Origin of the sequence: Sphingomonas sp. GC_Shp_5 (assembly GCF_026540855.1) — a bacterium.
GTDB lineage: Bacteria > Pseudomonadota > Alphaproteobacteria > Sphingomonadales > Sphingomonadaceae > Sphingomonas.
This window is the reverse complement of the sequence record NZ_JALNUP010000010.1, coordinates 73,189-93,114: the sequence shown is the minus strand read 5'-3', so window position 1 is coordinate 93,114 and position 19,926 is coordinate 73,189. Positions and strand designations below refer to the sequence as shown.

Here is a 19,926-nt window from a genome sequence, read left to right as displayed (position 1 = left end):
ATACGGTTTCGGCCATCGCGTAGCTGCACCAAAGGCAGGGCAACCAGTAGGCAGTCCGGTCCCAAGTTGCGGATCGAAAGCTCGGCCCCTGATTGCGACATCCCGTTGAAATCCCCGCGGCGGTCGTCGAGCGACACGCGAAGCCCATTCACGCGACACGGCGGCAGTGACGGGGAGGGCGCCGCGAGCAGCATAGCGAGGATTGACATGTATTATCTCCAGTGGGCGGTCTCCATCGACCGATCGGAATGAACACATGATGACGTGGTGGCTCAGTGATCTTCAAAGCCACACGCAATAAGGCCAGCTCGACCGCGCTAGTGTGTCGATAGCAGCTTCGTTTTCGCGGTTTAGATGTTTGTCCCCGCATCGGAACGACGATGGACCGGTCTGGGTCTCACGTCCATATTTTGACGGTGTATTCGTAGGCGTAAGGCCGCTGAGCGTCTTGTGCCGGCGGGCAAAGTTGTAGGCGGCCATGAAGTCGGCGAGGTGCATTCGAACCTGATCATGGCTCTCGTACTGGTAGCGTTTGACGGTCACTTCCTTGATGGTGCGGTTCATCCGCTCGACCTGGCCGTTGGTCCAAGGATGGTTCGGCTCGGTGAGCCGGTGCTCGATGTCGTTTGCCTCGCAGATGATGTCGAAGCGCATCTAACGCAATCAGGCGGTGTTCCGGTTGCGCGGCTGCTCTGCGAACTGAATGCCGTTGTCGGTCAAGATCGTGTGAATGTAGTACGGCACGGCTTTCAGCAGGTGTTCGAGGAACTCCCACGCGGTGCGCCTGTCAGCCTTGTCGACCAGTCGGGTGTCCGCGAACTTGCTCGTGCGGTCGATGCCGACGACAGGTAGAGCTTGCCTCCCGGCGGTCTGCACCTCGGTGATTTCGATGTGGAAGAAGCCGATCGGGTAGCGCTGTCCTCGGCTTGTCGCCCTCAACATCCGGCAGCCGGGAGATGCCGTGTCGCTGGAGGCATCGGTGCAGCGCTGACCGTGTCAGGTGCGGGATCGACGGCTGCAGGGCGTAAAGGCAGTCGTCGAGCGGCAGCAGTGCTTGGCGCCGGAACGCCACAACCATCGCCTCCTCGGCTTCAGACAGGGCGTTGGATGAGGGGCCGTTGGCCGGTCTTCTGATCCTCGAAGGTGTCCTCTCACGCCACTTCGCATCTGCCTTCGAGTTGATCCCGATCTCACGGCTCAGGTACTGCAGCGTATTCCCGCTGAACTTTCTCTACCCGATCATTCTACTAAACGTAACTTCCCAGGACCGAACGAGAGCGGTGAGGCTATCACCTTCAAACCAGTTGGGTTTGCCGCGCCTATCGGGTAGCGAAATGATCAAACTTTCGACCGGAAACTCAGTTGACCTAACCGCCTCCGCTAGCGTTGATAGGACGCCCGTGAGGAGGATTTCTCGTTCCAGGCCCTCCTCCGAGCGCCAGGTTCTCACCAGAACACCTTCCTCTCGCCAAGGCATGTTATGAACCTGCATTGCAGCGAGTTTCGCGACAGTCGACTTTTGCATTCTTTAGCGGGCTTTCCAGACGCGGTGGGTGCTCTGCCGACGAAGGCGTGACCGTCGTCAGAGATTGCCGCGCCATACCGACCATATTGCAGTCAGCAAGCGCTGCTTCGGACGCGGTTCATCGCATCCCGCGCCAACCCGCTGCCGAGGACCCTTCCAGCCTTCGCCATCGTTGATGATCCAGCGTCTGGCTCTCAGACGTGGTCGGCCGCTGCGGCAGCCGGCTTGATGAATGTGAGGAACATGCATGCGCAAGATGATCATGGCAATGAGCATGGCCGCGCTGACTATGGCCGCCGCCGCAAACGCGGAGCGTCCGGTAAACGCCCGTCAATTGAACCAGGAGCGTCGGATCGACGCAGGCACCCGATCGGGCAAGCTCACTCACTCCGAGGCTAGCCGCCTGAAATCAGAGCAGCGCTCGATCGCTAATCTGAAAACCCGCCTGAAGGCTCGTCATGGCGGGCATCTGACTGCGGCAGACAAGCGTCTGATCCATCGCAAGCAGGAACGAGCCAATTCGCATATCCTAGCACAGAAGCGGGATGCGCAGCGCGGCAAGAACCATCTGAAGCTGTAATTGCGCTCGCCGGCCGTTCGTCCTCCTGACGGGCGGCCGTTCAGCGGCAATCTACCGCATATGACTTGATCCAGGGCCGGCACACCGCATGGGCACGTGATGAGCCGCACACAGTCACCGAACGGGAATGAGCCTGTCCCCAGCCTTCTTCAGATTGCCGAAGCCGTCCATGCGGCCAGACAGAGGCGCGCAACCGCTTTCCCGAAGCTCGTCAACCTGATGGACGGACCGTGTTGGGACATTCTGCTCTCGGTGTTCATTGCCGATCAGCGGAACGAGCGATTGATGATCACCACTGCGGCGACGCGCACGCTGGCTTCGAAGACTACGGTGATGCGACACTTAGAGCTGTGTCACGAGCTAGGCATGGTCATACGTTTGGCTGACGAACGCGACCGCCGAAAGGTCTACCTCAAGCTCTCAGCGGAAGCGACGGAAGCGATGCAGGAATACCTCGAAAGCGTGCGCTCAGATCCAGTACTTGCCATGAAGGAGCTCAGATAAGGGCGGCACGCAATTCTGCTCGCGCTTACGATTTAGCTTGAGGCTGTCGGTGCGGCGATGTTCATATAGACCCATCCTCGCGACCGATCTCAGCCAGTCAGGGGGGTGATGATCGCCGCCAAGAGCGCGGGTGCTATGAGCGGCGCAAACCACAGCGTTTGGCGCGAGTCAGAGGAGCTCATCAAGGCGGTTGGTCAGAAGCGCCTTGGCACTCGCTGTTTCGTCATGTTTAGACAGGGTTCCTTATGATTGTCCCGGATAGTCGTAAGGCTCTATGGCCGCTCTGCGGCGCCGTAATATGTTTCGAACCCAGAACTGGTACGTTCTGATGAGGTTGAGACACAGCGCCTACAGCGCATTTCAGCCTCGCGTCCGGGTGTCACCTTCGGTTGTGCTTGTGCTTAGGCGGGGGCCGACCGGCTGAGGAAGCTCAGCAGGCGTTATCGGTTGTTAACCAACAGGTGGTATCTGGGCGTTGAGGCGCTGCAGTCTCTACGCTTCGCTTGTTTCTGTGTCACTACGGACAGGCGGAGCGTTCCCCGCAACGACACGGTTAGCCTGAACATCGTCGCAAGATGGCGGTGTTGGCCCTCTCGTTTCTGCGAGGTTAATCGATGGCGATTAGTGGGGGCGCAGGGGCAGCCGGGACGCTGGGCGCCCTTGGCGCCCCGCCCGGTGTCGTGTCACTACGGAATGGCGGGGCGTCTTTTTATGAAACTGCCGCACCCCCATGACGTGGCCATGTCCGTCACAGGTCTGTTTGTAAGCTAGCAGGGTGTTTGCGCAGGGTGAGCCACGATTGTGCTTCGAAACTCCGCGCAGGCCTGTCCCGCTCCGATTACCGGATTGACCGGCATCAATAGCGCAGTCGGCCGCCACGCCACGGTACGGTTATACCTCAGCACGTAGGTACCCGATGGCGTGATCGCCGGCCTAAGGAAGCTGCATGACCTATCGCTGCCACGCCAACTACAATATGGAAGTCCGTGCAGCAGGATCAGCATTCGAGCTCACGGTCGGCAAGCTTCAACAACGTGGCTCGACACGCAGTCGACGGTGTCGATCGCTGCTTCGCCTCGCCGGACATCGGTCGGATGCCGTCAAGCGGGCACGTCCTCGATCCGCGCGGTATTCGCTTCAGCCATGTTATTCTCCCGGTGCCGGAACGCGCTTAGCGCCTGATAGACCTGCAACCGCGCGCGGTTTACTGATCCGAGCGGCCGATGCGCGACAAGGCTGCGCGCGGGGCGAAACGTCATGATTTCGTCAAAATAGCGCACGCGCTCAGGCGAGTAGGCGCTCTGCCGCGGCAGCCGCAGCGTCGCTACCGTGCGATACGCGCTTTCCTCCATTGACCACTCGATCGAGGCATCCTCGATGGGCTGGGTTTCGGCATTGTTCCACAGCTGGACTCGTAGCTCGAAAACCGCATCGTGCTCGGCGAAATACTCAATGGTCACGTGGCGAAAGCCGTTTTCGTCCTGATGCGGATCAAGGCGCCAGTCGGCGAGCGCCTTCTGGTCCGGCGAGACCGGGATAATCGCGATCTTCGCGACATAATCGCCCCAGCGCATCGGCGCCTGGCTGAAATAGCTGTCGGCGAGTGGATGGCCGAACGGGTGCCCGAAGAAATCGGCCATTGGGCTCTCGGTACCGAAGGCGTGAAGCAGCCGGTTGAAGTTGCGCATCGTCGACGCGACGGCGCTCTTCACACCCTCGGGCAGGCCGGCGGAGGTGCCGATCGCGGTGCCGTCGCGCAGGAAGCCCTTGGCGGTGCCCGACGGAAAGGTTGGGCCGCTCGCCAGCACGAAATCCTGCGTTTCTACCTCGTGACCGGGCAGCTTCTCGCCGGCCACGCCGAAGACTTTCAGTCCCACGCCGCGGTGCGTCGACACGCGGTCGCCGAGCGTCTCACCGGGCCCCTGCGCGAAGCGCGCCGCTACGGCGTATGTGCCGGGCGCCGCAAACAGGCCCTGCGCCAGTTCGGGCGGCAAATCGGCGGCAATCGTCAACTCGCCGGTGACGCATGCCGAACTCTTGGCATGACTCGCGCGTACTGCATGATATTCGCGTTTCTCGACGGTTTCGGACTGCTGGGTCATGCCCTTGATGATGCCGTCGATCGTGGCCTGCTCGTCAGCGTCGGGCTGCTCGATGTCCGAGCTATAGCGGAGATAAGTCATGCGATATCCTCAGGTCAGCGGCCGGGTGCGTAGGCAATAAGAGCCGGTCACATCTTCATCAGCATCGCGATATGGCTTTGCACGATCGGGACGATCCTGGCTGCGGCAGCTTTAAGTGTAGGGACGGTCCCATCCATGGCATACGCCTGCTGAACATTTAGCGCCTGATTATGCGCTGCCTTCTGCTGCGCTATGTAGGCGGCGTCCCGGGAATCACTGGTTTCATCCCTGAGCTGTGCGATCATTTCGGCCTGCAGCGGCGATAGCATCGGCGGCGCCGCGGCCACCTTGGACTTCATCGCTGCCGCTTTCACATCAGCCGTGCTTTGTGCATGCGCGCTCATCATCATTTCGGCAAAGGCGCGGACGTCGGGACTGGCCGTCGTCTGCAGCACGATCTGCGCCGACTGCCGCTCGTACAGGTCGCTCGCACTGGCGGTCTTCACATAGTCGGCAGGAGTCATGACCTGAGCCATCGAGGGGACCGCTGCCAGTAGCGCAACCGGCGCGGCGAAGAGATAGGAGACTTTCATCGCGTGTTCCTTCGTATCAAGATGTTAGCGGATGCGGTCGAACGCAGCCTTCAGGTTGCCGATGCCAAACATCTCTGCGTCAGAGGCGCCGCGGACGACCTTCCCCATGCCGAAGAACTCGTGCGTCACGCCTGGAAAGGTGCGCTGCTCGACCGTGTCGCCGGCTCCCCGCATCGCAACCGCCAGCGTCTCGCCGTCCGACCGCAGCGGATCGATCTGGGCGTTGATGATCGTCGTCGCTGGCAGGCCGTGCAGATCGGCGGCGACCAAATTTAGCCGCGGATCCATCATGTCGGTCGGCGACTTACTGTAGTAATAACCGAACCACTTCAGCATCGGTGTGTTCAGCGGCTTGGCGTTGAAGCTATCGGTGCGCGACGGCAGCGTCATTGAACTGTTGGCGATCGGGTAGACGGACAGGATGTGCACCGGCATCGCGAGGTGGTTGTCGCGCGCATAGATTGCGGTCGCGACCGCCAGGTTGCCGCCTGCGCTCTCGCCGGCCAGCGCCAGGCGATTGAGATCGCCGCCCCAGGACAGCGCGTTCTGCAGCACCCACCGGTATGCGGCGGAAGCATCGTCATGCTGCGCGGGGAACTTGGCCTCGGGCGCGTGGCGATACTCGACCGAAACGACGATGGCATTGAGCTGCTTGGACATCAGCCGCGGCGTCGCGTCATAAGTGTTGACGTCGGCGATTACCCAGCCACCGCCGTGGTAATAGACGATCACGGGAATCAGCTTGCCGCCCGATGCACCGGCCGGCTTGTAGATGCGCGCGAACTGCATAGGGTCTGCGCCATAGGGCATGTCCATCGTGACGACGGCCGGATCGGGCGCGGTCGACATGCGCTTGGCGTGCATGACCGCCATCGCGGCGTCGGCAGCGGACGGCTGGATGCGCGCCTTGACCGGCGTCAGTGTCTCGATCGGCTTGGCGCCGAGGCGCGGAAGCTGATCAAGCACGGCCTGCATGTCCGACGCGGCGCGGGCTGGCATAGAAGCGACTTTGGCGGGCGGCGGCGGCGGTGCCGCGTTCACCGACATCGACGATTGGGCGTGCGCCGCGGTGGTAGCAGCGAACATGCCTGTAAGTGCAGCGACCTTCAGTGTGATCCTAGTACTCATGACGCTGAAACCTGTTGTTAATCCGATGCTCAACTCAACCGGTCGATGCTCATTAAGCTCCGTACGGTTCCGCACCGATCGGTGAGATTTGCGGGACGAGACGAATGCTGGACCGTGGTGCTCGGCACGCGTAGCGTGGACCGATGGTCGACCCAGCTGCTGCTGCGCAATGCGCTGATACGCTTCACCTCCCGGTCGTACCGATTTCTCACGCCGCCGGGCGCGGGACGCGGAACATGCTGCTCAACCATATGGCGGACGAAGACTACGATCTCTTGCGTCCCCACATCGAGCGCGCGTCACTGTCGATTGGCACCGTTCTGGCGCGTGCGGGCGAGCCCATCGACACGATCTGTTTTCTCAACGGCGGCCTCGCCGGGTTTCTTGATGTTCTCGGTGATGGTCAGCGGTTGGTCATCGGCGTGATCGGCCGGGAAGGGGTCGTCGGCTGGCCGGCGCTGATGGGCAATGACCGCTGGCCGTACGATGTTGAGGTGCGTGCGACATGCGATGCCCAGCGCATCCCGATTGCTGCCCTGCTTGCCGCCACAGCAGTGAGCCCGCGTCTGAACACGCTGCTACTACGCTTTGCAGGAATCTTCGCGGCGCAGATGGGGCGGACGATCGTATCTAATTTGATCCATTCGGTCGAGCGGCGCACGGCACGATGGATCCTGCTCTATCACGACCGCGTCGAGCGCGATGAAATCGCCATGACGCATGAGGAATTTGGAAACATGCTAGGTGTCCGACGGGCCAGCATCACCACGGCGCTCCATATCCTAGAAGGTGAGAACGCGATCAGAGGCTATCGCGGGCGGATCATCGTTCGAGACCGTGCAGCTTTGGAGGCATTCGCCGGCGACACCTATGGTTTTGCAGAGGCTGAATATCGTCGCCTGATCGGGTGATGCCGTCGCGACGACGGCAGGTCCAACCCCCGCGCGACGACAACGGCAATCGGGATGCGATCGCTTGTCTCGGAAACGCGGAAAGGCTGCTTCCAGATTGTTTGTGCCTGGAACCGGTCAGTCGCCTTACAGCCGTTCGGAGGCAAATGCAGGCGACCAACGTAGGTCAAACGACATAGCCCGCACAGAAAGCTCCCTGAAGCCCTATGGGCAAGTCGCTTTAGATCGCGCAGGGCCACAGGCATCCGAGCCTCAAGGGCAAGCGATTTGCATGATGACGTACGGAGCTAAAAGATGAGCCTTGGCCCATCACGCACCCATGGTGACAACGCCGCAGGCGGCTAGTAAGGCGTTAACGCTGCACAGCAGCCTTACTGCTGGGGATTGCGCGTGCACCTGCCTTTCAATGCCTCCGCCGCTGGCGACGTCCAACCCTTTGGAGTAGAGCCAGACCGCTCGCAGTCCACTTCCGGAGGCTCGCTGCCCGCAATCACCGACGGCATTGATGTGAGCGCATTAATCGGCAAGCCGCAGCTGTTCGGGCGGGTTAAGCCCTTGCGCAATGGCTTCATGATCGAGCCGGTCGCCAATCTCGTCATGCAGCCCGGCGGACGTGTTGGCGGTCACGGTCATCCCAATGAGGGATCGTGGGAGAACTACTCTTTCAGTGAAGTGCCGGCCGATCAGGCGTTCGCCTTCATATCCGGCGGAAACGGCTATATTCCGAGCTCGACGTGGAGCCAGTCGATGGGCGATATGCCGATCGGCCACTTTTGCGACGAGCCAGAATCCTTACAAGCAGTGCAACGACTATGCTTGCTGCCGGTACACGCGCCGCGACCGGCGGACGACGTGGTGTATCTCGTTGCATCTTGCCAGCGCTTTTACGAGCACACCATGCCTACGCTGCTGGAGCAGCTCTATGCCGAAGGCATCCCGGCCGAACGGATCAAGGTTGTGGTCAACGGGTCTGATCGCGATGAGGACCGCACCATCGATGGTGTGGAGCATGCGTTCAGCATGCACGACGGCTGGGAGTATAGCGCCCTCTATGAGGGGCCACGCCGCTGGAAGTTCGGCTACGCCTTCCTGATGCACGACACCAATGTGATCTTCCCAGGTTTCCGTCGCAGCATCGAAAGCTTCAATCGTCACTTTGCGTGGGATCACCTTCCCGCGTCCCCACTCGCGCGCTGCTTGCTGGGCCTTTATAGTCACGACTTCCTCAAGCGCCTAAATCCCTGGTTGAAGACCACCCACAAAATTTCAAAGCGGGATGGGATCATTGCTGAAGCAAGCGCGGAGTTACTCCTGCGGGCGCGCTCTGCGCTCGTTTTGGGCGACGCAGAAGCGAACGGGCACTTCAAGCAGGCCGAATGGCGCGAATTGGTGGACCAGTTCAATACCGGTACTCCGCGTGTTCGCCGCGTCTTCCCGGCGATCAAGCTTCACAAATTCATTCACGCTGGCCCTGCAAAGCCTGAAGCGCTCTAGCCCCAAATGGAGAAGCCTCTCTGGGACAATGACCAATCCACCGGGTGGCGCTTAACCCCAAAGGTGGAAGCGGTACTACGCGCTCGGCGTATCGGCGTTCGTCCGGCTGGAGAGCGCAATTTCGATCACATCGTTTTCCCCAAAGCTGTTCTTGTCGAGGCTTATTGTAGCTTCCCGACGCAGCCGGAATTGTTTAACCTTGGCGCGTTCTCCTACGCCGAGTCGCCACACTACTTCGGCCGCGTTGATGTGGGGCGCTATACATCCATTGCGAGCGGAGTGGAGTTCTTCGGCGAGCGGCACCCAAGCGAGTGGGTGACACAGTCGATGATCACCTACGACTTCAATTATCCGGGCATCGCCGCTGCCCATCATGATTTCGGTGGCGGCTTACCCGCTCCAGCCGAGTTCCCGAACCGCTATGGCGGATCGGTGGTGATCGGGCACGATGTGTGGATCGGGCGCAACGTGCAGATCGCGCGAGACGTCACCATTGGACATGGTGCTGTAGTCGCTGCTGGTGCAGTCGTAACCAAAGACGTCGCCCCCTTCACAGTCGTGGGCGGTGTGCCGGCCAGGACCATCCGTTTGCGTTTTCCCGAGCAGCTCATAGGCGCGTTACTGGAGAGCGAATGGTGGAACTACCAGCCGACCGTGCTCTGGGAGTTTGGTTTCCATGATCCCGACCAATTTTGCCGGCGCTTAGCTGAGGCTAAAGCGGCAGGGCGCCTTGCCCGATTTGAGCCTCTGACCACGGATGCTGCACAATTTGCCAAGGCGGTCGCGGCAGCGGAGAACTCCACGGCCAGTTAGGCTATGTTGTCAGCATCTGCGCGGGCACACCGCTTTCGGCAAGCGAACGGGTAGATGCTGAGGAGGCATGATAGTCCCGATGCGCCAAGCCAACACCGGCCGGCGCGACCATCGGATTAAGGGATCGTACTCTCCTTTTGCCTCCGCTCCGCCATCTCAAGGTGAGAGGCGATGATCGTTGTTGCTTCAGCGGCCGTTTGCCGCACGTCGGCATTATCACCGGTTGCTGCATAGGCTTGCTGGACGGTCAAAGCCGAGCGATGCGCGAGCAGCTGATGGCGCAGGTAGGTCTTGTCGAGATCGGGGCTTTGCTGACTTTGCAGAGCCCCAAGCAGCAACGCTTGATCAGAGCTGATCCCCATCGGGGGCGGCTTCAGTCCTGCGTGCGCAGCTGCCTCACGAAGCGTGGCGCTCAACCGCTCGTGATCCCGGATCATTTGCAGGGCGAAGGCGCGGACTTGGCCACTCGTGCTCTGCCCCAGCACGGTTTGCGCTTCCAGGATCTCGAACTGGTCGGACTGGGCCGACGCCTCGACGAACTCTCGCGTGGCACGCGACCCAGGTTCCTGAGCTGCGGCTGGCGCGAGCGCAGCAGCGGTCATCGCCACCGCAGCAAGAAGATGATGGGCGTTCATTGCTTCTTCTCCGCCTAAGGCTGTCCCTGGCCGCCACCCGCGCCATAGATGTTACCGGTAGTGAAGCTGCCGTCATCCTCGGCTAATCGAACGTAGATGCCTGCAAGCTCCGCTGGCTGACCTGGGCGTCCGAGCGGTGTCGTGCCGCCGAAGGTTACAACCTTGCCCGGTTGAGCTCCGCCAGAGATCTGGAGCGGCGTCCAGACTGGCCCAGGTGCCACACCATTCACCCGGATGCCTTTTGCACCGAGCTGCTTGGCCAGCGACTTCACGTAGTTCATCGTCGCCGCCTTGGTTTGAGCATAGGCATAAAGGTCGGGCGAGGGATCATACGCCTGTTCGGATGTCGTACCGATGATGACCGCCCCCGGCTCCAGATGAGGCAACGCCGCCTTGATGATCCAGAAAGGCGCGTAAATGTTGGTCTTCATGGTGCGATCGAACTCGTCGGTCGTCAGGTCCATGATTGAGGGTACCGACTGCTGTCGCCCCGCATTCATCACCAAGATATCGAGACCACCAAGCGCGGCGACCGCCTTGTCGACCAGTTGCTGGCAGAATGCCTCGGTCCGAAGGTCACCGGGAACGGCCGCTGCCTTGCGGCCTTCGCGTCGGATCAACTCGATTACCTCACGCGCGTCTGGTTCCTCCTCGGGCAGGTAGTTTATCGCCACATCAGCCCCCTCACGAGCATAGGCGATAGCCGCGGCTCGCCCCATCCCTGAGTCGCCACCGGTGATCAGCGCCTTGCGACCGCGCAGCCGGCCCGAACCGACATAGCTCGTTTCGCCGTGATCGGGACGCGGCTCCATGCGGCTCGCAAGTCCAGGCCAAGGCTGCTGCTGCGACTTGAAGGGTGGCTTGGAATACTTGTCTCGCGGGTTCTGCTTGTCTCCACGCGATTTTGGGCTTTGTGTTGCCTGCGCTTCGGCCGGGGCTGCTGCGATCGCTGCCGCAGCACCCAATGCAGCGGTGGTCATCACCTGACGTCTGGTAGTCTCACTCACCGCACTTCTCCCATGGCGCAACCTCAACGCCTGAACGCCTTACCAAGGTTCCAACAAATTAAGCGTTCCCATCCGTTTAGACTGATAAGAACCCGGGTCTGCGAAGCGGCCCACTACAAGGCATCTCAGTCAATCAAGACCATCCATTGCCTGATCATGGGCCCTCATAAAAGCGCTGCTCCTGGCCGCCCCGCGTCGCTACCTTCAGGCATCAAAACATAGATAGGACGGGTCAAACTCGGCAATGCGCTTGAGACGGTCCCAGTCAAGCACCCTCAGTTCTTTGCCAACGCCCACAATTGCATCTGCCAGCCGTAATTGCTTCAACATCCGGTTGACATGGACGCTCGTTAACCGCGTCCGCCATAGTTTCTTGTGTGATCGGCATCGGGCAGGCTTGCGGTTCACCAAGCCCCGCCTCATGTGATCGTGCGACGAACTCACAAAGCATATGAGCGACCCGGTCTAGGCCCCACGCCGGCCAACATCCAGCAACCATTCGCGGCCTACCGAGGCTTTAATCAGGCTATACTGCCAAATCGCGTCACCTATGACTTCGTCTTCCCGCATTAACTTACCAAGATCGCCAATCGGTATAAACGCGATCGTGGCCGCGGAAAGCACTTGGGCATTGTGGTCTGTTCGATCAAGCAGGAGGCGCTCAACATTGAGAATGTTACCAGCAACGTGGAGCGACAGGATTGCCGATGGCCTCTGCGTGTGAGTTGGCGCGGCAAGCGTAGCCGCTTACGAGCACGCAGCAATCGTCGATACCCGCTCTTTCATGGACAAGGATCCTCGAAGGAAATACATCCAGCAGGCGATGAGGTAGCTCAACAAGAGCATGGCACTGCTCATTCGTCAGATCGCCAGTCTTCTTCAACTTAGCCGCGGTTCTAAGCAAGGATTGGGAAGATTGATCCATGGCACTCATTCCGGGGCAACACCTTGTCAGCATCGCATCTGTCACTTGCCCTTCCAGCGATTGGGTGCAAGCTGAATGCCTTATCTTGCTTTAAGGAACTGTCGCGTGCGACTCATTGCCTCGGTTGAAAGCGCGGCGCAAAGCGAAAACTACCCGACTGAGGTGAGCTTCAGCCTTGCGTTACAGTGCATAGCCCACGAGGACCGGGATCGCCCTCGAGGGTGCTTTCTATCTTATAGCGTGTGATCGCCAAATCCAATCATCGGAAGATGCCCCGCGGCTTTTGCCATTGCATCGGAAGAAAACTTGGCCACGTCATGGCTGCCGTCGCATTGTTGATACCAATGTTAGCGCCAGTCTTGCCGCGAGCAGCGCAGATGAACGTGCGGCATCGTCGCGATGCGGCGTATATTCTGCGATGATCGCTCCGACGAGCGTACCTTTCGCCGCTAGCCCCTCGATCAGCGCGAGCATGTCCTCGTAATCGAGACCGCCCGGGGTGGGCATTGCCACGGCTGGGAAGGCACTGGGGTCGAAGCCATCACAGTCGATCGAAAGAACGAACCGGCCACCTAGCGGAAGTTCTTCAAGGATGCCGTTTGCGCCCTGTTGCTTCCACTCGCGGCTACTGACAAGCTTGCTGCCCCAGCGACGAGCGTCGTCGTGTTGCCACGCCTCGCCGCTGCCAAGGCCCCGTATTCCAATTTGCAGCATGCCGGTGACCCACGGCATCTCAGCAACGCGGCGCATCGGCGAGCCATATCCCTGGTTCTCACCGCGTATATCATCGGCCCAGTCGACGTGGGCATCGACTTGCACGACGGTCACGGGGCCATGCTTCTCGAACCCTGCAAGCACGGGAATAGGCACAGAGTCATCGCCGCCGAGAATCAGCGGGACTGCGCCTGCTGCAAGGATGCTGGCCGTTGCGGCCTTGATCCGGCTACGGTTGCCAGCGGCATCGCGCACGCGGGTCTTCACATCGCCAAGATCCACCCCGAGCCATTCGGTGGTGCGATTGTCGGTCAGCAGGGTTGTTCCCAGGTCGAAATCGTACTGCTTGAGTTGCCCTGCCAACGCCTTGGACGCGGCTCGGATCGCACCGGGCGCCTGGGCCGAGTGGCTGGCGACGGCCGCGTCGTAGGGCGTCGCCTCGCTCGCTCCGAAAACGGCAACTTGGCCAGGTGTCAGGTCGTTGATCGTGCCGATAGGCAGATCCGTAAGGGTCGGATATTCGAAGTTTATAATCGTGCTCATCAGCCTGCAATGATCTCAAGCGGTTCTTGTTGCGCAGTCCGATTTCCGCAAGCTGACGTCGCACGGTTCAGATGCCGGACGAACATGAGCCGATGGCCCCCTTAGAGCGTCAATTCCGCTTCGCATGGCCCATTATGGATCGAGCGTGCAGGACATGTACGCTGAGTTCGTCTAGACTAGCCATGCGAACGCGCGCTTCAACTCTGCCGCCCCATTGCTGTCGAACGTGCGCCCGTGGGCGAAGATCACCCGGTCAGGCTCAAGTGCCACGATCGTTCGCATGGCGTCTTTTGCTTGTAGGCCCCCGAGCCGTACCGGCACGCGCAGATACCGCGCGGTCGTGCCGTCCGTGGCAGCAGAGGCCTGCATCAGCAGCCGCGCAACCGGCGGCAGCTTGTCAGGCTCAAGATTTTCGATGAGGTCGACGAGCACTAGCGTTCGGGTCTTCCGGTGGAAGAACCAAACTTCATTGAAGCCAGCACCACCGGGCACGATGCCCTGCTCAAGCGTGTCAGCCCATTCGATAGGGGCCGTTTCGCCCAGCTCGGCATCGAACCGCACGGTCGATGCGCGAACTTGCGCCCGGTCCCGCAGCCCCGGCGCGGCCCAGGTGGTCGCGTCAGGGAAGGCACGTTGCCAGTCGGCAAGGAAGGTCCAGTGTGCGATGTTAGGCGCAACGAGATGCCGCACCCGCCCAAGTGTCTCGACGGCCTGCGCCACGTCAGTCGAAAAAGGAGTTGGCGAGTGCAGCAGCAGATCGCCGTTATTGAGCCGGAAGATCGTCATCCGCACGGGTAGCTTGAGGCCCATCGCGTTGATCGGCCCGCTGTCGACGATCCAAATGCCCTCCGCGACCGCCTTTGGAACATCCAGCGGTGGATAGGTCGCACGGTCGCAGGCTGCCGCATTGTCCGAGCGCTGATTGCCACGCGCGAGCGCCCAGAGACCGATGCCCGCGATGCCGGCGACGCCTGCAATGCCTGCAATGCCGACGGCGCTACGCCGTCCGTTGCGCTTTGGTGACGCGTGGCCTGCGAAGAACCGTCGCATATCGGACAGGAGGCGCTCAGGCTGCTCGAGCGCGGCGAAGTGTCCACCCACCTCCATGTCTGTCCATTGGACGATCTTGTAGGTCTTGCCCGCTTGCGAGTGCGGGGGCGGCGGGAAAACGGGATCCGGGAAGGCCGCAACGCCGGTCGGGACCTTGATGCGGGTGCCGGCTGGAAATTCCCCGGACCCCTCCAACACGCGGCCTCGATACATCCACGTGGATGTGATGAACGATCCCTCGACCAGGTACAGCATGATGTTGGTGAGGAGCAGGTCCTCATCAAAGGCTTTCCACAGATCGGGGCGCCCCTGCGTGTCGCGCGGTACGTCGGCCCAGGCGCCGAATTTCTCCAGGATCCAGGCGGCCACGCCGACCGGGCTGTCCGCCATCGCGATGCCGAGCGTCTGCGGACGAGTACCTTGCTCCTGCGAGTAGCCGGTCTCCTCCTTGGCCAGGCTGGCGCGCCGCGCTGCCCAAGCGAGTTCGTCAGGCGTCTTCGGCACTGCGTCTGCAGCCTGGATCAGAACCATGTTGAGGTGCAGTGCCACGACGGCCTCGGGATGGTCGTGCGCCATCCAGCCCCCGATCGCAGCTCCCCAATCTCCACCCTGCACCAGATACCGGGCATCGTCGAACAATTCGGCCATCAAGGCATGCATGATCTCGGCAGTTCGGCGCGGGCCGATCGGCGAGGCTGGGCGCCCGGAGAAGGCGTAGCCGGGGAGCGAAGGCACGACCACGTCATGACCATCGGCGACTAGTGGAACGATCAGCGCTTCAAACTCGAGGAACGAGCCTGGCCAGCCATGCAGTAGCAGCAGCGGTGCGCGCGACCCATCGCCTCGCGCGTGAATGAAGTGGAGTTTCTGACCGAGCAGTTCCGTGGTGAACTGCGGCAAGGCATTGAGCCGCCGTTCCTGCAACCGCCAGTCGAACCGGGTACGCCAATAATCGACAAGCCGCTTGAGATCGGCGAGCCCGACACCCGAGCCCCAGCTCCCCGCGTCTGGCAGCGCTCCCCAGTCGAAAGATGCCACCTTGGCGCTAATGGCGGCGAGCCGCTCGTCCGGCACCGCAATCGTAAAGGGTTTTGCCATCTCTTGTCCTAGCGCTTCGAGGAGGGACGCCCTTCTCGATACACACCAACGCACTGACGCGCACCGCGTTCAGAATTCCGGCATCTGCCGGTCGGGCGCGGCCATCACTGCCTGCTCCATGGCTTCCAGGTCGCGCATCTGCCGGCGCAAAGCATTGAGCCGCGTCGTCAGCGGCACGGTGCGCATTTCGAACCCCATCTTACCACCTACTTGCGGCTGCTCGACTCGGATGATGAAGGTATCGACTGGCGCGTCTCCGCAACGCGGATATTCGGTATCAACGCTGCCGTCGAACCGGATCGGGCCAAGCCAATGTACGACAGTCATCTGGCAAGGGCGCGGTGGATGACCGAGATTGGTTATGCGCACCTGCTCGGTCGTGATCGGCCGCTAGAACCTTAATTTCACCGCCCTTAGGACGACCGGTTGTTGCAGTTGGCTCAGCCTGCCCGGCATAGTGGCGCGCGACCTTAGCGCTGTTTCGCTGAGGACGCCTTGCGGATGCTGTGCCTCCTGAAAACCGCGGGTGCGCGGAACGGGAGGACTCTATGCCGACGCAGCCGCGCCGGCGCGATCGACGCGGCGGCGATCTGTCCGACGCGCTCGGGCGCGCCGATCTAGCCGCCGAGTTTCTACGCCGAAACCACACCTACCGCGCCGAACATGCGCAGATGCAGAAGCGCATCGCGGACGGCGCCGTCGCAAAGAACGCCGCCGAGGCGGCGTTCGCACGGCGCTGGGGGTTATCCTTTCGTCACGGCGCCGGATGACCTTTCGAAGCCGATTGTATGGCGCCCGGAACTGATCCCCGTCACGGTCATCCTCGATGCCGCGCCGGACGGATTCGAGACCGCCGCCCCGGTCAATCCGCTGGCGATCGGCGCGCTGCTCGCCGACCTCGCCGGGATCGACGAACGCCATGTTGTTGTCGCTGACACCGCCGGCGAGCATCGGCTGTGGCTGCGCGATCCGACGCCCGGCCGACCGCTCGCCGCGGTCATCCCGCTCGACAAGGACTTCATCACCCGCGTCGCCAGCCTCCTGCGTTTTCACCGGCGTTTGCTCGGCCGGGCGCCCGGGCCGCTGCCGCGTGGCTGGCCGCTGACAGCCTACCGGCTGGCGCGCCTCGACCTGATGCTCCGCGCGCTCGACCTGCGCAGCACTGGCGCGACCTATCGCCAGATCGCGGTCGAGCTGGGGCGCGAAGAAGCTGCCCGACTGCCCGCGACCGAATGGAAGATCTCAGCCGCGCGTTCGTTCGTGGTGCGGCTGGTCCGTGACGCCACGGCGTTCGCGAATGGCGACTATCGCAAGCTGCTTCGCATCCGCTGACCGACCGGCCCAACTCGCGCAAATCTAGGGGGTGGTCGCATTCGTGTGACCGCACATCTTCGTACTCCACCGAACCGCGTCCGCTTCGTCATTTTCGTCTCCTGCCGCCACCGCCCGCAGGAGCCGCCCCTTGTCTGATACGCCTACCAACTTGCCGCCCCGCTTCCTGCGGACGCCGGAAGCCGCACGCTTCCTTGGCCTCTCCGGGCGCACCTTGGAGAAGCACCGCTATTTCGGAACCGGCCCCGCCTACCGCCGAATCGGCGGGCGCGTCGTCTATTCGGTCGATGACCTGCGCGCCTGGGCCGACATCGGCATCAAGCATTCGACCTCCGATCCGGGGCAGGACGACCTTATGCCCCGCGCGGACTCGGCCATCGCCCGGAGCCGGCGATGAGCGCGCCGCCATCGTCTACGCGCCACGGTCAGCCGTCCGATGACGGTATGACCCGCGTCGAGTTGACCTGGATCGAGAAGCGGGTCGAGCACTGGATCAGGTTCGGCCGTGTCGCTGTGGACGATATCGTCGACCGCCGCCGCCGCATCGTTCGCTTCCGCCCCGGCGCAGTTTTCGCGTTCGTCCGCTGGGCAGCGAACGACTACGGCACCGTCAGTTCGCGCATCGACGTCGTGCGCGCGGTCGGCGTGGGCGAACCGTTCACGACGCTGCCGTTCGTGCGGCCGGGCGGCGACCTCCTGCTCAAGATCGAAGGCTGGCCCGAGGTTAGCCAAGTTCTCGCCGCGATCGACGCAACAGAGGTGACCGGCGTCGATCCGTGCGACGCCGCACCCGACCATTGGCGCCATGTCCACAACCGCATCGCCGCGGGACATCAGCCGCGCGCCTACACGCTTGAGCGCCATCGCGCCTGGCTAAAGCGCCGGGAGATCGAAGGATGACGCGCCGCTTCTACGCCTGGGCAACGGTGTTCGCTGCGTCTGCCTTCGCCCTCGCGTTTGCCGTCATAGCGATCACCGACCCGCTGCCGCGTGTGGTATGGAACGCCAGTGCCAGCGCGCCGCTCGGCTTATACCGGATACAGCAAGAGCGCGATCCGCCGCCCTACGCACTGATCGCGGCTGCGCCGCCAGCGCCGCTCGCCCGATGGATGGCCAAGCGCGGCTATCTAGGCGAAAACGTGCCGCTCTTGAAGCACGTCGCGGCCAAGGCCGGGCAGCGTATCTGCCGAATCGGCGTCGTCGTTAGCGTCGACGCCCGGCCGGTCGCCGTGGCCCTCACGCGCGATCCACTCCGGCGCCCGCTGCCCGTCTGGCAAGGTTGCCGCACGCTCGCGGCCGGCGAGCTGCTGCTGCTCAATCCCGATCACGCCGACAGCATGGACGGCCGCTATTTCGGCCCGTTGCCGGCCTCCACCGTGCTCGGCCGAGCGATCCCGATCCTCACCCGAGACACACCCGACGCGCCGCTGACCTGGCGCGTCGGCCGCCCCTGATCCCGCATCCACCTGCCAACCCAAAGGACAATCCCATGCAGATCGGCAGCTTTTTCCGCACCGCCAACGGCTACGAAGGCATCATCGAGACGGCCACGCTCGACATACGAATCTCCATCGTTCCGGCCGAGCCGAGCGACACCGACAAGGCGCCGGACTGGCGCGTTCATCGCGGCGGCGACGGTGAAGGGCCGGAGATCGGCGTCGGCTGGAACGAGAGCGGCGAGCGCGCCGGTGATTACGTCTCACTGCGTATCGACGATCCCAGCTTTCCGCAGCCGATCCGCGCCGCCCTGTTCCAGAACGGCAACGACAATTCGGCGTGGTCGCTGCGCTGGAAGCGTCAGCCGAAGTCGCGCGAGCAGGACTGAGCCCGTGCGCTTCGTCCTCATCCCTTTGTTCGCGGGAAGATCGTGTTCGCGGTTCGAAATGCTCCCCCGGAGCATTTCGCCAGCAGCGTTGCTGCCGTCACCGCTTACCCCAGCCGTCCTGATCGGTCGCAGGCCGGCCGGGGCGCGCAGCGAAGGTCAAGGGCGGCCGATGGCCGGCGCTTCGCGCGCACCCTTTGCCGCAGTGAGCACGCTGGCGGGCTGGAGGCGGAGCGGAGCCGGATCGGCGGTCGTGGTTGCCGTCGTCCTGCTGTCCGGCGGCTCTGCGTCAGCCCCGGCGACGGCGCAGGATACACCATCCGCGCGATCGGCAGCCGTTCATCCTTATAGCAGTCACGTTGCCGAGGCCGCGCGCCGGTTCGGTATCCCCGAAGCGTGGTTATGGGCGGTGATGCGCGTCGAGAGCGCCGGCAATGCCCGCGCCGTGTCGCGCGCCGGGGCGATGGGCTTGATGCAGATCATGCCTGCGACCTGGGCGGGGCTACGCACCCGCTACGGCCTCGGCCCCGATCCGTTCGACGTGCGCGACAACATCATGGCGGGCGCGGCGTATCTGCGCGAGATGCACGACCGCTATGGCAACGTCAGCGCGATGCTGGCGGCCTATAATGCGGGACCGGGCCGCTACGACGACTTCGTGTCGCGCGGCCGTCCGCTGCCCGCCGAGACGGTCGGCTATCTCTCCCAGCTCGCGCCGGTCACCGGCGCATCGGGCGCGGTGGAGGTGACGGCAAGCGTGCCGCCTGATCCGTTCGCCTGGCGTCGCGCCGCGTTGTTTGTCCGCAGGGGGAGCGCCGCATCAGATGCAGTTGGCGTGCAGTCCGGCAGCGGCGAAACCGCGCCGGAAACGCCCACGGGCAGCGTCGAATCTGACGACGGTCGCACGACCGATCCGTCGATTAATGTGGCCCGAGACACGCTGTTCGTGTCCCGCGCCCGCGCGGGTCGACCGCAATGATCGGCCTGTCGCTCCCATCATCCGTCCGAAGCAGCAAAGTGGCCGGGGAGGAGGAAAACGGCACGGACAGACGAGGGCAAGATATAAGCAGCGCCCCGTTCAGCCGAAAAGCCGTGGCTTTTCGGTGGCTTCACGCGGGGGCGTCGGTCG

At 62.5% G+C, this 19,926-nt stretch carries 21 protein-coding genes and 1 pseudogene; 13 read left to right on the top strand and 9 right to left on the bottom strand.

The features are described from left to right. Window positions 1-426: 426 nt before the first annotated feature. A pseudogene (locus OXR60_RS10040) lies at window positions 427-1,087 on the bottom strand (IS481 family transposase); the annotation flags it as partial. A 685-nt stretch (window positions 1,088-1,772) separates the two neighbouring features. Between OXR60_RS10040 and OXR60_RS10035 the strand changes: the two are divergent. Beyond that, entirely contained in the window at window positions 1,773-2,105 is a 333-nt protein-coding gene (locus OXR60_RS10035) for a hypothetical protein (RefSeq protein ID WP_267395748.1), read from the top strand. Window positions 2,106-2,204: 99 nt separating this feature from the next. Then, window positions 2,205-2,609 (top strand): helix-turn-helix domain-containing protein, encoded by a 405-nt coding sequence (locus OXR60_RS10030; protein ID WP_267395747.1) that lies wholly within the window; start codon window positions 2,205-2,207, stop codon window positions 2,607-2,609. Between the two features lie 1,100 nt (window positions 2,610-3,709). Here OXR60_RS10030 and OXR60_RS10025 read toward each other — a convergent pair. From OXR60_RS10025 to OXR60_RS10015, 3 genes are all read right to left on the bottom strand, one after another. Further along, window positions 3,710-4,711, bottom strand: coding sequence for a catalase family protein (locus OXR60_RS10025; protein ID WP_267395746.1), 1,002 nt, complete (start codon window positions 4,709-4,711; stop codon window positions 3,710-3,712). A gap of 128 nt (window positions 4,712-4,839) precedes the next feature. Next, the gene (locus tag OXR60_RS10020; RefSeq protein WP_267395745.1) at window positions 4,840-5,325 is read right to left on the bottom strand and encodes a DUF4142 domain-containing protein; all 486 of its coding nucleotides are present in this window, start codon (window positions 5,323-5,325) and stop codon (window positions 4,840-4,842) included. A 24-nt stretch (window positions 5,326-5,349) separates the two neighbouring features. Continuing rightward, entirely contained in the window at window positions 5,350-6,300 is a 951-nt protein-coding gene (locus OXR60_RS10015; RefSeq protein ID WP_267395797.1) for an alpha/beta hydrolase, read from the bottom strand. Here OXR60_RS10015 and OXR60_RS10010 point away from each other — a divergent pair. The 4 genes from OXR60_RS10010 (at window position 6,299) to OXR60_RS19895 (ending at window position 9,671) form a co-directional block, all read left to right on the top strand. Next, window positions 6,299-6,538, top strand: coding sequence for a hypothetical protein (locus OXR60_RS10010; RefSeq protein ID WP_267395799.1), 240 nt, complete (start codon window positions 6,299-6,301; stop codon window positions 6,536-6,538). The genes OXR60_RS10015 and OXR60_RS10010 overlap by 2 nt on opposite strands. Window positions 6,539-6,689: 151 nt before the next feature. After that, on the top strand, window positions 6,690-7,364 hold the full coding sequence (locus tag OXR60_RS10005; RefSeq protein WP_267395744.1) for a Crp/Fnr family transcriptional regulator: 675 nt from the start codon (window positions 6,690-6,692) through the stop codon (window positions 7,362-7,364). 390 nt (window positions 7,365-7,754) lie between these two features. Beyond that, window positions 7,755-8,858, top strand: a complete 1,104-nt coding sequence (locus OXR60_RS10000; protein WP_267395743.1) for a hypothetical protein — start codon at window positions 7,755-7,757, stop codon at window positions 8,856-8,858. A gap of 6 nt (window positions 8,859-8,864) precedes the next feature. Further along, on the top strand, window positions 8,865-9,671 hold the full coding sequence (locus OXR60_RS19895; protein WP_276046494.1) for a CatB-related O-acetyltransferase: 807 nt from the start codon (window positions 8,865-8,867) through the stop codon (window positions 9,669-9,671). A 116-nt stretch (window positions 9,672-9,787) separates the two neighbouring features. Here OXR60_RS19895 and OXR60_RS09990 read toward each other — a convergent pair whose 3' ends face one another. The 5 genes from OXR60_RS09990 to OXR60_RS20010 all read right to left on the bottom strand — a co-directional run bounded on the left by OXR60_RS09990 (window position 9,788) and on the right by OXR60_RS20010 (window position 15,970). Then, entirely contained in the window at window positions 9,788-10,306 is a 519-nt protein-coding gene (locus OXR60_RS09990; protein ID WP_267395742.1) for a DUF4142 domain-containing protein, read from the bottom strand. A 14-nt stretch (window positions 10,307-10,320) separates the two neighbouring features. Continuing rightward, window positions 10,321-11,286 carry an SDR family oxidoreductase gene (locus tag OXR60_RS09985; protein WP_276046495.1) on the bottom strand — a complete coding sequence of 322 codons (966 nt, stop codon included), beginning with the start codon at window positions 11,284-11,286 and terminating at the stop codon, window positions 10,321-10,323. A 1,267-nt stretch (window positions 11,287-12,553) separates the two neighbouring features. Next, window positions 12,554-13,495: an arginase family protein gene (locus OXR60_RS09980; protein WP_267395741.1), complete on the bottom strand. Its 942-nt coding sequence runs from the start codon at window positions 13,493-13,495 to the stop codon at window positions 12,554-12,556. A 171-nt stretch (window positions 13,496-13,666) separates the two neighbouring features. Next, window positions 13,667-15,643: an alpha/beta fold hydrolase gene (locus OXR60_RS09975; RefSeq protein WP_267395740.1), complete on the bottom strand. Its 1,977-nt coding sequence runs from the start codon at window positions 15,641-15,643 to the stop codon at window positions 13,667-13,669. 69 nt (window positions 15,644-15,712) lie between these two features. After that, on the bottom strand, window positions 15,713-15,970 hold the full coding sequence (locus OXR60_RS20010) for a hypothetical protein (RefSeq protein WP_346732026.1): 258 nt from the start codon (window positions 15,968-15,970) through the stop codon (window positions 15,713-15,715). 221 nt (window positions 15,971-16,191) lie between these two features. Here OXR60_RS20010 and OXR60_RS09965 point away from each other — a divergent pair, with 221 nt between their 5' ends. From OXR60_RS09965 to OXR60_RS09935, 7 genes are all read left to right on the top strand, one after another. Continuing rightward, window positions 16,192-16,413 carry a DUF6499 domain-containing protein gene (locus OXR60_RS09965; protein ID WP_267395739.1) on the top strand — a complete coding sequence of 74 codons (222 nt, stop codon included), beginning with the start codon at window positions 16,192-16,194 and terminating at the stop codon, window positions 16,411-16,413. Beyond that, window positions 16,307-16,975 (top strand): DUF2285 domain-containing protein, encoded by a 669-nt coding sequence (locus OXR60_RS09960; RefSeq protein WP_267395738.1) that lies wholly within the window; start codon window positions 16,307-16,309, stop codon window positions 16,973-16,975. Before OXR60_RS09965 ends, OXR60_RS09960 begins: the two co-directional genes overlap by 107 nt. A gap of 130 nt (window positions 16,976-17,105) precedes the next feature. Further along, window positions 17,106-17,372 carry a helix-turn-helix domain-containing protein gene (locus tag OXR60_RS09955; protein WP_015459426.1) on the top strand — a complete coding sequence of 89 codons (267 nt, stop codon included), beginning with the start codon at window positions 17,106-17,108 and terminating at the stop codon, window positions 17,370-17,372. Next, a complete protein-coding gene (locus OXR60_RS09950) occupies window positions 17,369-17,875 on the top strand; it encodes a DUF2840 domain-containing protein (protein ID WP_267395730.1) in 507 nt (168 codons plus the stop codon). Before OXR60_RS09955 ends, OXR60_RS09950 begins: the two co-directional genes overlap by 4 nt. Further along, window positions 17,872-18,429 (top strand): S26 family signal peptidase, encoded by a 558-nt coding sequence (locus tag OXR60_RS09945; protein ID WP_267395728.1) that lies wholly within the window; start codon window positions 17,872-17,874, stop codon window positions 18,427-18,429. Before OXR60_RS09950 ends, OXR60_RS09945 begins: the two co-directional genes overlap by 4 nt. Before the next feature lie 35 nt (window positions 18,430-18,464). Beyond that, complete coding sequence (locus OXR60_RS09940) at window positions 18,465-18,800, top strand: DUF736 domain-containing protein (RefSeq protein WP_267395726.1); 336 nt, start codon at window positions 18,465-18,467, stop codon at window positions 18,798-18,800. A 169-nt stretch (window positions 18,801-18,969) separates the two neighbouring features. Further along, window positions 18,970-19,776, top strand: a complete 807-nt coding sequence (locus OXR60_RS09935) for a lytic transglycosylase domain-containing protein (protein ID WP_267395725.1) — start codon at window positions 18,970-18,972, stop codon at window positions 19,774-19,776. Window positions 19,777-19,926 lie beyond the last annotated feature (150 nt).